Here is a 13,678-nt window from a genome sequence, read left to right as displayed (position 1 = left end):
TTATATTTATGTAACAAAACAAATGGTCTATCCAGCTTGTGCTGTCTGCATTTGATAATAAACGCCTTGTTTTGTCATTAGCTCGTCATGGGTACCGTATTCTACGATGTCACCATCAACCATTACTAAGATACAGTCGGCTGATTGAATCGTTGACAAACGGTGAGCGATGATAAAGCTTGTACGACCCTTCATCAATTTTTCAAAGGCTTCTTGAACAAGGATTTCTGTGCGAGTATCGATAGATGATGTCGCTTCGTCCAAAATCAAGATTTTTGGTAATTTCACAAAAATACGAGCGATAGTCAAAAGCTGACGTTGACCTTGTGACAATGACGCTCCCGCATCAGACAAGTAAGTGTCATAACCATTTGGCAATTGACGAATGAAGAAATCTGCGTTGGCTGCTTTTGCTGCTGCAATCACTTCTTCACGAGTAGCCTCTGGATTACCATAAGCGATGTTATCATGAATTGTTCCGACTTTTAACCAAGTCTCTTGCAGAACCATACCGATTTGTTGGCGGAGCTCTTCAACTGAGTAATCAGCCATTGACACGCCATCAAGGTAAATTGCACCCTTATCAACTTCGTAGAAACGCATCAAAAGATTAATCAAAGTTGATTTACCAGCACCAGTCGGCCCAACGATAGCAACTTTAGAAGCGGCAGGGATTGAGAGATTCAAATGATTAATCAAAGTTTTCTGTGGTGTGTAACCAAATGACACATCTTTAAATTCAATTTGTCCTTGAATCTTATCAGCATCAAGCTGTGCTTTTACTGGAAGTGGCTCGTATTCTTCATCTAAAATATCGTAAAGTCGTTCCGCACAGGCAATGGCTCCTTGCAATTCAGACAAGACTGATGAAATATCATTAAATGGTTTGGTATATTGAGTGACGTAATTCAAGAAAGTTGTCAATTGACCAACGGTAAAGGCACCTGACATGATACGGAGAGCCCCAACACCTGCAAGCAAAGCGTAAATCAAACTATTGATAAAGCGTGTTGATGGGTTAACCGTTGATGAATAGAAAATGGCACCTTGTGAATAGTCCGCATAAGTATCATTGATTTCTGTGAAAGTATCAATCGCTGCTTCTTGCGCATTAAAGACATGCAAAAGACTTTCTTGACGAATCATCTCTTCAATGTACTGCGTTTGGCGACCACGAGATTTAGTTTGTTTTTGATACAAATGATAGCTCTTATTAGCAATAAAGCGTGCTAAGAAAAGAGATAAAGGTGTCAAAATAAGCACCAAACCAAGCATCAATAAATCAATGTCAGCCATTGTCACGATAGTAATGATAATTGTCAAAACCCCAATGAAAAATTGGTTGAAGACCATCAAGAGACCATTACTTAATTGCTCAGCGTCAGTTGTGACACGACTGACCAAATCACCAGAACTCTTCTTATCAAGATAAGAAATTGGCATTTGGTTCAATTTTGCCATAACTCTTTGACGAAGATCATAGATATAACCAAAGGTCAAACGATTGTAAATCAATGGATTCAACCACTGAACCAAAGTATTTAGACCAATGACAATTGCCATTTTCGTGATAATCGGGATAATCAAGGTCAATGATTTTGGTGATAACACCACGTCAACTGCATTACCAATTAGGACAGGAAGGTAAACCGTTAGAGCCACTTGGGCAATTGTTCCAAGAGTCGCTCCAATCACAAGTCCCTTTTGAGAAAGAAGTTCTTTAAACAAACGACGACTTGTATCAGATTGTTTTCTTGCTTTCATCTTCTAGTCCTCCTTTCCTTTTTGGTGTTGTGAGTAATGGATGTCTCGGTAAAGCTCATTAGTTGCAAGCAAGTCATCGTGACTAGCAAATCCTAGTTGATGTCCCTTATCCAAAAGCAAAATCTTATCAGCAGCCTTCAAACTATTAGTACGTTGTGAAATCAAAATCAAAGTTGTATCACTCAGTTGCTCATGAATAGCAGTCAATAATTTTGATTCTGTCAAGTAATCAAGGGCTGATGTTGAATCATCCAAAATAAGAAGCGGAGCTTTTTGAACAATAGCACGCGCAATCGTCAAACGTTGACGTTGCCCACCAGAAAAATTACGTCCAAAAGCTTCAACTGTCGCATCAAGCTGTCCTTCTTTTTCAGAAACAAAATCACTCGCTTGTGCAATATCCAAAGCTTTCCAAAGCGTCTCATCGCTCACATCACCCTTCATTCCTAGAGTTAAGTTAGAACGAATCGTACCTTGGAAAAGCTCGGCTTTTTGTGGCACCACATTTACCCATGAGCGCCACTCACCTAAGGTTTTAGGCGATTTTTGATTTTGGAAAATGGCTAAGCGACCTTCCTGAGGTGTGTAGAGATGTGTAAGGAGTTCAACTAAGGTTGATTTCCCTGAACCCGTTCCTCCAATAACTCCTAAAAAGTCACCTGAATTTAGTTGAAAATCAATGTGTGATAGTGATGGTTCTGCTGCTGTTGGATAAGTGAAGCTCATATCACTCACGCTAACCGCAAAATCAGATGTCATTTCTTCAAGCTCAGTCGACAAGTCTTCAGACTCTTTTTCAAAAACTTCTGTGATACGTTTAGCACTGATAAATGATTGGTTAAGAGAGGTTACAAGCATTGTCATCTTAAGCAATTCAGTCAAAATTTGCAAAAGGTAGTTAACCAAGGCAATCAACATCCCTTGAGAAAGAAGATCTTTACCGATTTGGATATTTCCTTGCCAAATGACAAGAATCAAAGTGCTGTTTACCACAAGGTAAGTCAGTGGGGTTACCAAACTTGATAAGCGCCCCGCTTTTAATTGCAAGTCAGTGTAGTTTTGGTTAGCAGCCGCAAATTCTCTTTCTTCCTTGTCCACTTGACCAAAAGCTCGAATAACACGAACCCCTTCTAATTGTTGACGTGTCATGTTAACAATCTTATCTGTCGCACGACGAATCTTAGCATAGATTGGATTCAAAAGATGTGACATGGTAAAGACAATCACAAATAAAATGGCAACCATGACCAAAAAGTCGATAGTCATCTTAGGGCTGATATTAAAAGCCATGATGATGGCACCAAAGACAATAATCGGTGCGCGTAAGAAAAGACGCAAGAATTGGTTAATTCCTGTTTGGATTTGGTAAGTATCGCTGGTTAAGCGTGTTACCAAACTTGAAGTTGTCAGTTTATCACGGTCTTCCTTACTCAAGCCCATGATTTTTTTAAACAAATCCTTGGTCAGCTGACGCGTATAGCCAACTGCGGCTTTTGAAGAAAAGTATTGTGCAGTAATCGCCACAATAACACCGACAACAGCGAATAGGAACAAAAGTCCAATCATCAAAACAAGATTCATCTTGTTATTGCTTGGAATAATCGTATCAACGATTCGCGCAATGATAATAGGAACTAATAATTCAAAAGATGCTTCAAACAATTTGAAAAGGGGACCTAAGACAGTCTCTTTAAGGTACCCTTTGAAATAACGACTTAAATATTTCATATTTCTCTTTTTTAATAGAGATATTAAACTCTAAACCTTACTATTTTAAAATAAGCTCATTAATTCAATCAAATATAAATTAAAATGAACCTCACGCGAGTAGTAAATATTACCACCATTTCGATATAGCTGTCCACCTGAAATCAAAGCCAGAGGATGATAGTAAAAATAAGATTCACCAGTCGTGTTACCAAGACTTGGAGCTACTACATCGCGTGAATAAGTTTTAGCTAAAGTAATTGTATTTTTACTACCGTGCCTTGCAACATAATCAATATAAGATGTTCCAAAGTTATAAGCTTGAACAGCTGTCCAAACATCTACTCCTGCCTCATGGGCTAAAGAAAGATTTTCTGAAAGGACTGTGACCCCTTGGCGAATACTCGTTTTACTATCAGTGATGGAATTAGCAACGCCGTCTGAACTTTCGCTAGATTGCATAACGTCGCCATCATTTCCCTTTGTTTCTGTGTAAATCATTGCCAAGACCAACTCAACGTTGGCTGTGGTGTCATTATCGTCTAAAATCTCTTTGACCATGCTTTTATACTGCAATACATTATGAACATTTTCATGAGTGACGTAAACTTGGTAGCCACAGAAAATGACAAATGCCAGTACAATCAGGCGTTTTAAGAACTTAAACATTATTTATTTTGAATATCCTCTATATTTTTAATCAAGATGGAATAGGTTCCATTTGGATTTTGAATAAATTCAACCGACTCAGCGTCTTCATAAACATTATTAGGAACAATCAATTGAATACCATTTGACAGTGACAATTTTTGATTCTCTAATTTTTTCGTTTGACGCGAGTGGTCAATATCCGACACCTGAATAGGCTCTGGAATGCTCTCTTTCAACTCATCAACAAAGGTTAAACGAGCTGTTAAATTATTGTCAAAGAGTTGATCTGCCAGCTTTTCAGGTGATAATTCTTGCTCTTCTTCCAAGTTTTTGTGAATGGCTGCTTTCATTTTTGATTGGAAAGCAAAATCATCTTGTTGGAAGTTTTCAGCAATTTTTTGGGCTGCTTGTTCCACCATTTTAATCGATTTTTTGACCGACTGTTCAGGCTGAACTTGCAAGAGATTCTCTGAGAAATAGTTGGCAAAGCTACCATTGTGCTTAATGCGTTTTTCAATCAAATAATAATGATGGTTAACACGATTAATCACCAAGGCTTCATCTGGTGTTTGAGCCGCAGATGGGTAATTATTTTGTGTGATTTTAATCGGACTTTCACTGTCACTTGAGATATGCGTGAAATTTTCTCTTAACGCCACACGAAGGAAAGCAAAATGCTCAACACCGTCTTTATCAAACTGGATGAAGACCAAATCATTTGTCTTTTGATTATCAGAAATGACAAACTCTTCTTTCCAAAGCTGAGCGATTTTAACGGATGATTCCATCAAATCATCACTTAAATAACTAAGAAAGACATTGTCTTCTGAGAACGTTCCACGTTTGGCTTCATCTGAGAAAACTTTGCTTAATTTTTTACGAAAATACTCATCAATACGCGGCGTAATCGTCAATAACTGATCTGACAAAATCAATTCCGTATCATTTGGCGTAAATTGATGAATAACAATGCGTTTAATATACAAATCAATCATGGTTAAGTCTGTCTGAACACTTAAAAGTGTTCAGCTGTTCGTTAATAAAGTGGGAAAGCATCTGTCAATGCTTTAACCTCACGACGAACCTCCTCTAAAATAGTTTCGTTTTGATAGTTTTCAAGAGCTTTTACAATCAATTCAGCAATAAGGCGTGATTCTTTCTCACCCATTCCACGACTGGTAATGGCTGGTGAACCAATACGAATACCAGATGTCTTAAACGGTGACAAGGTTTCAAATGGAATAGAATTTTTGTTAAGCGTAATGTTAACAGACTCAAGAATATTTTGTGCCAATTTTCCATTTTCAACCACTTTAGTCACGTCAACCAAAAAGACGTGGTTATCTGTACCGCCTGAAATGACACGGAAATCAGAGTGTTGATTAAAGACATCAGCCATAGCAGCTGCATTTTTAATCACCTGTTCACCGTATTCTTTGAAAGCTGGATCCAGCGCTTCTTTTAGAGCGACAGCTTTTCCAGCAATCACATGCATCAATGGACCACCTTGAAGACCCGGAAAGACCGCAGAATTAATTTTCTTAGCAATAGCTTCATCATTCGTCAAAATGAGTCCGCCACGAGGGCCACGAAGGGTTTTGTGAGTAGTTGTCGTTGTCACATGAGCATATGGGACTGGACTTGGGTGATGACCAGATGCCACAAGACCAGCAATGTGGGCCATATCAACCATTAGATAAGCACCAACGCTGTCTGCAATCTCGCGGAATCTCGGAAAATCAATAATACGTGAATAAGCTGACGCCCCAGCAACGATTAATTTAGGTTTGACTTCTTTAGCCAAATCTGCCAATTTATCATAATCGATACGTTCTGTGACAGGGTCAACTGAATAAGAGACAAAGTGGTATGTTTTTCCTGAAAAGCTGACTGATGCCCCATGAGTCAAGTGACCACCTGCAGCCAAATCCATTCCAAGGACAGTATCACCTGGTTGGATTAAAGCCATGTATGCTGCGGCATTAGCTTGACTTCCTGAATGCGGTTGAACATTGGCAAACTTAGCACCAAACAATTCTTTGGCACGTTCGATAGCCAAATTTTCAACCACGTCCACACAATCAGTACCGCCATAATAACGTTTGCCAGGATAACCTTCGGCATATTTATTTGTCAGTACCGTTCCTTGAGCTGCCATAACAGCTTTAGAAACAACATTTTCAGAGGCAATGAGTTCAATGTTATTTTGTTGACGAACTTCTTCCGCATGGATAGCTTGCCAAAGTTCGGTGTCAAATGCTTCGTAGTTTTCCTTGTCAAAAATCATATCCTTATCTCCTTTTGATAAGATCAAGTCACAATCTTCTCTCGATTGTAAAAGCCGAAACAGTATCAATAAATTCCAAATCTAATCTTTTGCAAACGTCAACTCAGGGACACGCGCCAACAAATCTTCTTTTGTAATAGCTCCCTGACGTAAAATACGTGCAAAATCACCAGACAAATCCAAAATTGTCGAGTCAACACCAGTGATTGCAGCATCGTCAGCAAGCCCTTCAACTGAGTTGCCAAACTGCTTCTGAATTTGTACAAAAACTTTGCCACTTTCTTGACCAGAAATATTGGCTGACGGTCCAATGAGAGGACCGGTCTCTTTAATAAGTGCCAAAGTCTGCGGGTGTTTTGGAATTCTAAAACCAATTGTTGATAAGCCAGAATTGATCCAAGCTGGCACACGGTCATTTGCCTGTAAAATAATGGTTAACGGTCCAGGTAAAAAAGCGTCATAGAGTTTTTTTAGATAAGTTGGCTGATTTTTGGAAAAAGCTAAAATTGTCTCGTAATCTGCCACATTAAGATTCATGGCTTTGTCTTTAGGACGACGTTTTAAGTGATACACATGTTCAACTGCTTCTTCATTCATGGCTTGTGCAAAAAGCCCATAGACGGTTTCTGTCGGCAGAATCACCGCACCACCCGTTTGAAGTATTTCTTCCAAATTAGCCATTATCCATCACGACCATTCTATCTTTACCAAATATGTCTTCTAAGACACGGACACGTTTTTGTGGGAAATGTTTGCTAAGCAAAGCACGCAAACCATCTCCTTGCTTGTAGCCAATTTCAAAATAAAGTTTACCATTTTCTGATAAATGCTCACCAGCACTTTCGATAATTTGACGGTAAATAGCAAAACCATCTTCATCCGCAAAAAGCGCCAAATGTGGTTCTGAAGCAAGAACATTAACACCAACCTCATCCTCGTCATCATAAGCAATGTAAGGAGGGTTTGAGATAATCACATCAAATTTTCCTGAAATCTGATTAAAAACATCTGATTCCACAAAATCAAGCGACACTTGATTGAGCTTACTGTTTTCTTCAGCCAATTGCAGAGCAGCTTGCGAGATATCTGAGGCTGTAACTTGCCAGTCAGGTCGCGCAGACTTAAGTGAAATGGCAATAGCTCCGCTGCCCGTTCCAATATCTAAAACACGTAAATCTGCTTTGCCATTTTCCTTTAAAACCAAATCAACTAGCTCTTCTGTCTCAGGACGCGGAATCAAGACACGCTCATCAACAGCAAGTTCTAAATCACGAAAGTAAGCTTTCCCAGTGATGTACTGAGGCGAACGGTGCTCTTTTAACTGGCTCATGATGTCTTCTATCAGAGCTTGATCTTGAGCAGAAACATCTTTATTTTGATGTAAGATGAAATCAAGAAGACTCCAGCCCTTTAACTCACGAAAAACGTAAGTGAGGTTTTCTGGATCTTCTCCAATTTCTTGTAAGTTTTTTTCTAGTTGGCTGATTGTTTCAGCGTAGTTCATTATTTATTTAACTCTTCTAGTTTCTTAGTTTGATCAAAAAGAATAAGCGCATCAATCACTTCATCCAATTTACCTGACAAAATGCTATCAAGTTTTTGCAATGTCAAACCAATACGGTGGTCTGTCACACGGTTTTGTGGGAAGTTATATGTACGGATACGTTCTGAACGGTCACCAGTACCAACTGTTGATTTACGTTCAGCATCTTGTTCGTCTTGAGCGATTTGAGCAAAGTGGTCCGCAACACGCGCACGAATGACTTTCATGGCTTTATCACGGTTCTTTTGTTGTGTACGTTCTTCTTGCATTTCAACTTTAATACCAGTTGGAATGTGAACCATACGAACGGCTGTCGCAACTTTATTGACGTTTTGTCCACCAGCACCTGATGCGTGGTAAATATCTACACGCAAATCTTTTGGATCGATTTCGTATTCTACTTCTTCAACTTCAGGCATGACAAGAACTGTCGCTGTAGATGTGTGGACACGACCTTGGCTTTCTGTAACAGGGACACGTTGCACACGGTGAGCACCTGATTCATATTTCAATTTAGAATAAACAGATTGGCCTGATACCATGACAACAACTTCTTTGATACCACCGACACCATTGTATGAGGCTTCCATAACTTCAAATTTCCAGCCTTGGCTTTCAGCGTATTTTTGATACATTTGAAGAAGGTCACCAGCAAATAAAGCAGCTTCGTCACCACCAGCAGCACCGCGAATTTCCAAGATAATGTTTTTGTCATCATTTGGATCTTTTGGTAAAAGAAGAATTTTAAGTTTTTCTTCGTAATCTTCTTTTGCTGCTTTTGATTCTTTGAGTTCTTCTTTTGCCATTTCTTCAAGTTCTGGATCGCCACCAGCATCTTTAATCATTTCTTCGGCATCTTCGATGTTTTGAAGAACTTTTTTGTATTCACGGTAAACGGCTACTGTTTCACGCGTGCTTGCTTCTTCTTTTGACAAAGCCATGAAACGTTTGGTATCACTAACGACATCTGGGTCACTTAGTAATTCTCCTAATTCCTCATAACGGTCTTCGACCGCTTGTAGCTGATCATAAATGTTCATGTGTGTTTGTTATCCTCTCTCTTACAAATTCATTTCTTATTTTTCAGTTGAAATCATGGGATTAAAATAGTGTTTACGGCAAACAGGGATGTAAGTTTCATTTCCACCAATTTGAATTTGGTCTCCCTCGTAAACCGGTTTTCCATTTTCAGTTCGCAAAACCATTGTGGCTTTTTTTGAGCAAAACTGGCAAATGGTTTTAATTTCATCAATTTTATCTGCTAAAAGCAGTAGGTATTTTGAACCTTCGAATAATTCGTTCTGAAAATCATTTTTTAACCCAAAAGCCATCACAGGGACTTCTAGTTCATCAACCACACGAGCTAATTCATAGACATGCTTTTTCGTTAAAAACTGACATTCATCAATAAGAACACAATAAGGTTTCTCTGGTAAAGCTTTGACGTAAGCAAAAACATCCATCTCATTAGTAATTGCAATAGCTTCACGGCGCATACCGATACGACTAGAAACAATACCATAACCATCACGTGTATCAAGTGCTGAAGTCATGATGACAACAGGTTTTCCTTGTTCTTCATAGTTATGGGCTACTTTTAAAATTTCAATGGTCTTACCAGAATTCATGGTTCCATATTTATAATAGAGTTGAGCCAAAAGTGACAATCCTACCTTCTACTAATATTCTACTATTCTACCATAAAATCGCTCATGGATAAACAAGTAGGATAAGCAAATTAACCAGACAAAAACGTCTACACCCCACCAGACTAAGTATTTGACCAACAAAAAAAGCTAAAGCAAATTTTGCTTTAGCTTTTATCACAAAATATGATATCGGTAACCAACACTATTGAATAACAAATCAACGCACTAAAGAGCGACTAAAACGCCACTCCTTGTGCTGTTAAGTTGTTAATGCTCACTAAAAATTATAACACAGCAAGTCATGTAAATTTGATGACACTTTATTAAAAGAATCACGATTATGTTACAAAAATATGTTGTCTGAACAGAAATTCTTCAATTAAAATCCCCAAGAATCATATTGACGAAGCAAAAAGATTGAAGTATCTTATAGGAGAAAATGATATTTTTTAATATAAAGAGGTTAAACTATGAAAATTGGACTTAGAAAACCGAGTTTAAAGAAGAGCTTGAAAGCTCGTACTACTGCTAAATGGAAAAGACAAGCTAAAAAAGCTATCATTCCAGGATATGGGAAGAAAGGTTCAGGTTGGATTAAAAATCCGAAAAAAGCAGCTTACAACAAGGTCTATCACAAAACAACCTTTGGCTTGTCAGACATTTTAAAACTCTTCAAATAAATTTGTCTCAAGAACCCTATTTTAGCAAGATACGGAAATCAAGTTAGCCTTGAAACTTTCTAAAAATTTCCTGAATTTTCCTGCAAAATATGCTACAATGTTACTATTAAATGATAAAAAAGGAGACTCTTATGCCATTCGTAAAAATCGATTTGTTTGAAGGTCGTACTCAAGAACAAAAAGTTGAGCTTGCTCGCGAAGTAACTGAAGTTGTTTCACGTATTGCTAAAGCTCCAAAAGAAGCAATCCACGTTTTCATCAATGACATGCCAGAAGGTACTTACTACCCACACGGAGAAATGAAAAAGAAAAACTAATTTTTCATAGCAACTAAGTTTGAGGCGATCGTCTCAAGCTTTTTTACTGACTTAGAAATTGCTTTTTTGACCAGAAAACATTATGCTAAAACTAAGAAACTTTAAGGAGGAAAAGCATGCAACTTAGCCATAGTATTCAGATGATGGGAACTACTATTGATATCTTAATCGATTCTGACACCCCAAAAGAGCACATCGCCGAAGTTTGTCGTCTGCTAGAACTTTACAAGAATCGCTTCAGTGCTAACGATGCTGACTCTGAACTCATGGTCATTAATGATAACTCTAACATCACTCCTGTCACTGTTCACCCAGATTTATTTGATTTAATTGCGATTGGAAAAAAGCATAGCTTAGCAACTCCTAGTAACCTCAACATCGCTATTGGTCCTTTGGTACAAAGCTGGCGCATTGGTTTTGACGACGCTAGAGTTCCTAGTCCTCAAAAAATTCAAAAAGCGCTAGCCTTATCTAAACCAGAAAATATCATTTTAGATGCGACTAAACAAAGTGTCTTTCTAAGCCAAAAAGGCATGAAAATCGACCTTGGTGCTCTTGCTAAAGGTTATATTGCTGATAAAATCATGGATTATTTAAAATCAGAAAAAGTCACTTCTGCCATGATTAACCTTGGTGGAAATGTCCTTGTTTACGGCGATAATCCAAGAAACGATAAAGGCATCTGGCGAATTGGCATTCAAAATCCTCAAAAACCAAGAGGCAATCATATCGGGATTTTGACTCTCAAAAATCAATCTGTCGTCACCTCAGGCATTTATGAACGTCGCCTAAAAGTCGGAAACAAAGAATATCACCATATTTTTGACCAAGAAACTGGCTATCCTATCGAGACCGAAATGGCAAGCCTTACCATCGTTTCTGACTTGTCTGTTGATTGTGAAATCTGGACCACAAGACTCTTTGGTCTTCCCGTCATGCAAGCTCTGGCAACTATTCAAGCTACTCCGCGTATCGAAGGCATTCTCATTACTAAAGATAATCGCTTAGCTTTGACAAATGGCTTACGCTCCAACTTTCAACTCTTACGATAAAAACAAAACACATCTAGGAAAAATCCTAGATGTGTTTATTTATGTCTAAACGCTTATTTTTTTGGTTTTCCGTTTAAAATCAAATTAAGAACAACAGCAAATAATGCAGCAATAACAATACCATTTGTTAAGAACATTTGAACTGTATTTGGAAGGCTAACAAAGAGATTTGTTCCGTTAAAACCAACTCCACAAGCGATTGAAACCGCAGCAATGATAAAGTTGTATTCGTTATTTTGGAAATCAACTTGATTTAGCATTTGAATCCCTTGAAGAGCTACCATACCAAAAAGAACAATCATAGCACCACCAAGAACTGGACTTGGAATCATTTGTGCCATTGCACCGAATTTTGGAAGAAGCCCAAGAATCACAAGGAACAAAGCTGTATAGTAAATTGGACGACGTGTTTTGATTCCTGAAATACGAACCAAACCAACGTTTTGTGAGAATCCAGTATATGGGAAAGTATTGAAAATACCTCCAAGAAGAACGGCTGCACCTTCTGCACGGTAACCGTTACGAAGACGTTTGCTGTCTAATTTTTCACCAGTCAAATCTGACAATGCAAGATAAACACCAGTTGATTCAACCATTGAAACAGTTGCAATGATACACATCATAATGATTGATGTGATTTCAAATTTTGGTGCGCCAAAGTAGAATGGTTGTGGAATGTGAACAAGCGGTGCGTTAGCGACTACTGATGTATCAACCAAGCCCATAAAGGCAGCCACAATCGTTCCACCAATCAAACCAATCAAAATGGCAATTGATTTAATGAATCCTTTAGCAAAAATATTAACCGCAAGAACAATCGCAATGGTTACAAGTGCCAAAATCAATGATTGTGCTGTTGGTTTGTCTGAGTTATCACCCATGTTACCGATAGCAACTGGAATCAAAGTTAAACCAATAGTTGTGATGACAGAACCAGTAACAACTGGTGGGAAGAAATCAGCAATTTTTGAGAAAATGCCAGAAATCAAAATCACATAAATACCAGAGACAATCAAAGCACCAAACATGTAACCAGAACCTTGTTTAGCCCCAATGATTGATAACGGTGCAACAGATTGGAAGGCACAACCAAGAACAACTGGAAGTCCGACACCAAAGTGCTTACGTAACTGCAATTGCAAGAATGTAGCAACCCCACACATGAAAATATCAGTTGAGATTAGGTAAGTTAATTGTTCAGCTGAATAGTTGAGGGCGCTGGCAATCATGATAGGAACCAAGATTGATCCTGCATACATGGCAAGTAAATGTTGCAAACCTAGAATAGCGGCTTGTGAGTGTTTTTGTTCATTCATTTCCATATTATGCATCAGCCTCCATAAAGACAACTTGACCATCTTTAAATTCTTTGATTCGAGCTAGAGACGTTACAGGAACACCTGTTTCTTCAAGTAATTTACGACCTGTTTGGAAAGATTTTTCAATGACAATACCAATACCAGCTACTTTAGCACCTGCTTGACCAATAATTTCAAGTAGCCCTTTAGCAGCTTGTCCATTTGCCAAGAAATCATCAACGATAAGAACAGTGTCGTCTTCTGACAAGAATTTACTTGCGATTGATACTGTGCTTGTCACACGCTTAGTAAATGAATAAACTTCTGCTGTTAAAATACCTTCTGTCATTGTGATATTTTTAGCTTTTTTAGCGAAAATCATTGGAACGTTCATGGCTTGTGCCGTATATAAAGCTGGTGCAATACCAGATGCTTCAATTGTAACTACTTTTGTGATACCAGCGTCTTTATAAGCTGCCGCAAGAACTTTACCAATTTCTTGCATGAGTTCATAGTCAACTTGATGAGTGAGGAAACTATCTACTTTCAAGATATCCTCACCCAAAACATTACCATCTTTTAAGATGCGATCTTCCAATAATTTCATGGATTCTCCTTTTGAAAAATTTTTAAAATCGGATTGTTAAAACAAACAACTTACTATGAAACTTTTCAAGCGTCATTAAACAAAGACAGATTGTATAAAAAGAGGTGTTTACGAATTGTAAAC

The 13,678-nt window shown here is 38.2% G+C and carries 14 protein-coding genes; 3 read left to right on the top strand and 11 right to left on the bottom strand.

The genetic code is table 11. From position 1 onward, the window contains the following. Positions 1-27 precede the first annotated feature (27 nt). From GPZ88_RS08600 to GPZ88_RS08560, 9 genes are all read right to left on the bottom strand, one after another. Positions 28-1,764 carry an ABC transporter ATP-binding protein gene (locus GPZ88_RS08600; protein WP_166044074.1) on the bottom strand — a complete coding sequence of 579 codons (1,737 nt, stop codon included), beginning with the start codon at positions 1,762-1,764 and terminating at the stop codon, positions 28-30. 3 nt (positions 1,765-1,767) lie between these two features. Beyond that, the gene (locus GPZ88_RS08595; RefSeq protein WP_166044073.1) at positions 1,768-3,492 is read right to left on the bottom strand and encodes an ABC transporter ATP-binding protein; all 1,725 of its coding nucleotides are present in this window, start codon (positions 3,490-3,492) and stop codon (positions 1,768-1,770) included. Positions 3,493-3,537: 45 nt separating this feature from the next. Continuing rightward, positions 3,538-4,140, bottom strand: a complete 603-nt coding sequence (locus tag GPZ88_RS08590) for a lysozyme family protein (RefSeq protein ID WP_074601803.1) — start codon at positions 4,138-4,140, stop codon at positions 3,538-3,540. Continuing rightward, positions 4,140-5,117 carry a nucleoid-associated protein gene (locus tag GPZ88_RS08585; protein WP_039696955.1) on the bottom strand — a complete coding sequence of 326 codons (978 nt, stop codon included), beginning with the start codon at positions 5,115-5,117 and terminating at the stop codon, positions 4,140-4,142. The genes GPZ88_RS08590 and GPZ88_RS08585 overlap by 1 nt, the downstream gene beginning before the upstream one ends. Before the next feature lie 41 nt (positions 5,118-5,158). Then, the gene (glyA, locus tag GPZ88_RS08580; protein WP_074868785.1) at positions 5,159-6,409 is read right to left on the bottom strand and encodes a serine hydroxymethyltransferase; all 1,251 of its coding nucleotides are present in this window, start codon (positions 6,407-6,409) and stop codon (positions 5,159-5,161) included. Between the two features lie 81 nt (positions 6,410-6,490). Further along, positions 6,491-7,090, bottom strand: coding sequence for an L-threonylcarbamoyladenylate synthase (locus GPZ88_RS08575; RefSeq protein WP_074625803.1), 600 nt, complete (start codon positions 7,088-7,090; stop codon positions 6,491-6,493). Further along, positions 7,083-7,913 (bottom strand): peptide chain release factor N(5)-glutamine methyltransferase, encoded by an 831-nt coding sequence (gene prmC, locus GPZ88_RS08570; RefSeq protein ID WP_166044071.1) that lies wholly within the window; start codon positions 7,911-7,913, stop codon positions 7,083-7,085. The genes GPZ88_RS08575 and prmC overlap by 8 nt, the downstream gene beginning before the upstream one ends. Continuing rightward, complete coding sequence (gene prfA, locus GPZ88_RS08565) at positions 7,913-8,992, bottom strand: peptide chain release factor 1 (RefSeq protein WP_074482165.1); 1,080 nt, start codon at positions 8,990-8,992, stop codon at positions 7,913-7,915. Before prfA ends, prmC begins: the two co-directional genes overlap by 1 nt. A 36-nt stretch (positions 8,993-9,028) precedes the next feature. Beyond that, entirely contained in the window at positions 9,029-9,610 is a 582-nt protein-coding gene (locus tag GPZ88_RS08560) for a thymidine kinase (protein WP_039696960.1), read from the bottom strand. A gap of 461 nt (positions 9,611-10,071) precedes the next feature. Here GPZ88_RS08560 and GPZ88_RS08555 point away from each other — a divergent pair, with 461 nt between their 5' ends. From GPZ88_RS08555 to GPZ88_RS08545, 3 genes are all read left to right on the top strand, one after another. Further along, positions 10,072-10,281, top strand: a complete 210-nt coding sequence (locus GPZ88_RS08555) for a hypothetical protein (RefSeq protein ID WP_157628956.1) — start codon at positions 10,072-10,074, stop codon at positions 10,279-10,281. Positions 10,282-10,412: 131 nt separating this feature from the next. Beyond that, positions 10,413-10,598 carry a 4-oxalocrotonate tautomerase gene (locus GPZ88_RS08550; protein WP_002888803.1) on the top strand — a complete coding sequence of 62 codons (186 nt, stop codon included), beginning with the start codon at positions 10,413-10,415 and terminating at the stop codon, positions 10,596-10,598. A 116-nt stretch (positions 10,599-10,714) separates the two neighbouring features. Next, positions 10,715-11,650 (top strand): FAD:protein FMN transferase, encoded by a 936-nt coding sequence (locus GPZ88_RS08545; RefSeq protein ID WP_157628955.1) that lies wholly within the window; start codon positions 10,715-10,717, stop codon positions 11,648-11,650. Positions 11,651-11,703: 53 nt separating this feature from the next. Here the strand turns inward: GPZ88_RS08545 and GPZ88_RS08540 are convergent, their stop codons facing one another. Together GPZ88_RS08540 and GPZ88_RS08535 are read right to left on the bottom strand one after the other, a co-directional pair. Then, positions 11,704-12,981, bottom strand: coding sequence for a nucleobase:cation symporter-2 family protein (locus GPZ88_RS08540; protein ID WP_074563550.1), 1,278 nt, complete (start codon positions 12,979-12,981; stop codon positions 11,704-11,706). Further along, on the bottom strand, positions 12,974-13,555 hold the full coding sequence (locus tag GPZ88_RS08535; RefSeq protein ID WP_157628954.1) for a xanthine phosphoribosyltransferase: 582 nt from the start codon (positions 13,553-13,555) through the stop codon (positions 12,974-12,976). The genes GPZ88_RS08540 and GPZ88_RS08535 overlap by 8 nt, the downstream gene beginning before the upstream one ends. Between the last annotated feature and the right edge of the window lie 123 nt (positions 13,556-13,678).

This window comes from Streptococcus ruminicola (assembly GCF_011387195.1).
GTDB lineage: Bacteria > Bacillota > Bacilli > Lactobacillales > Streptococcaceae > Streptococcus > Streptococcus ruminicola.
The sequence above is the reverse complement of the archived record's forward strand: the minus strand, read 5'-3'. Positions and strand labels throughout refer to the sequence as shown.

What these genes read in the sequence shown, in the direction of transcription:
- prfA (WP_074482165.1), bottom strand. Translation starts at nt 8,992, where the DNA reads ATGAACATTTATGATCAGCTACAAGCGGTCGAAGACCGTTATGAGGAA.
- GPZ88_RS08595 (WP_166044073.1), bottom strand. Translation starts at nt 3,492, where the DNA reads ATGAAATATTTAAGTCGTTATTTCAAAGGGTACCTTAAAGAGACTGTC.
- prmC (WP_166044071.1), bottom strand. Translation starts at nt 7,913, where the DNA reads ATGAACTACGCTGAAACAATCAGCCAACTAGAAAAAAACTTACAAGAA.
- GPZ88_RS08590 (WP_074601803.1), bottom strand. Translation starts at nt 4,140, where the DNA reads ATGTTTAAGTTCTTAAAACGCCTGATTGTACTGGCATTTGTCATTTTC.
- GPZ88_RS08555 (WP_157628956.1), top strand. Translation starts at nt 10,072, where the DNA reads ATGAAAATTGGACTTAGAAAACCGAGTTTAAAGAAGAGCTTGAAAGCT.
- GPZ88_RS08600 (WP_166044074.1), bottom strand. Translation starts at nt 1,764, where the DNA reads ATGAAAGCAAGAAAACAATCTGATACAAGTCGTCGTTTGTTTAAAGAA.
- GPZ88_RS08540 (WP_074563550.1), bottom strand. Translation starts at nt 12,981, where the DNA reads ATGCATAATATGGAAATGAATGAACAAAAACACTCACAAGCCGCTATT.
- GPZ88_RS08575 (WP_074625803.1), bottom strand. Translation starts at nt 7,090, where the DNA reads ATGGCTAATTTGGAAGAAATACTTCAAACGGGTGGTGCGGTGATTCTG.
- glyA (WP_074868785.1), bottom strand. Translation starts at nt 6,409, where the DNA reads ATGATTTTTGACAAGGAAAACTACGAAGCATTTGACACCGAACTTTGG.
- GPZ88_RS08545 (WP_157628955.1), top strand. Translation starts at nt 10,715, where the DNA reads ATGCAACTTAGCCATAGTATTCAGATGATGGGAACTACTATTGATATC.
- GPZ88_RS08585 (WP_039696955.1), bottom strand. Translation starts at nt 5,117, where the DNA reads ATGATTGATTTGTATATTAAACGCATTGTTATTCATCAATTTACGCCA.
- GPZ88_RS08550 (WP_002888803.1), top strand. Translation starts at nt 10,413, where the DNA reads ATGCCATTCGTAAAAATCGATTTGTTTGAAGGTCGTACTCAAGAACAA.
- GPZ88_RS08535 (WP_157628954.1), bottom strand. Translation starts at nt 13,555, where the DNA reads ATGAAATTATTGGAAGATCGCATCTTAAAAGATGGTAATGTTTTGGGT.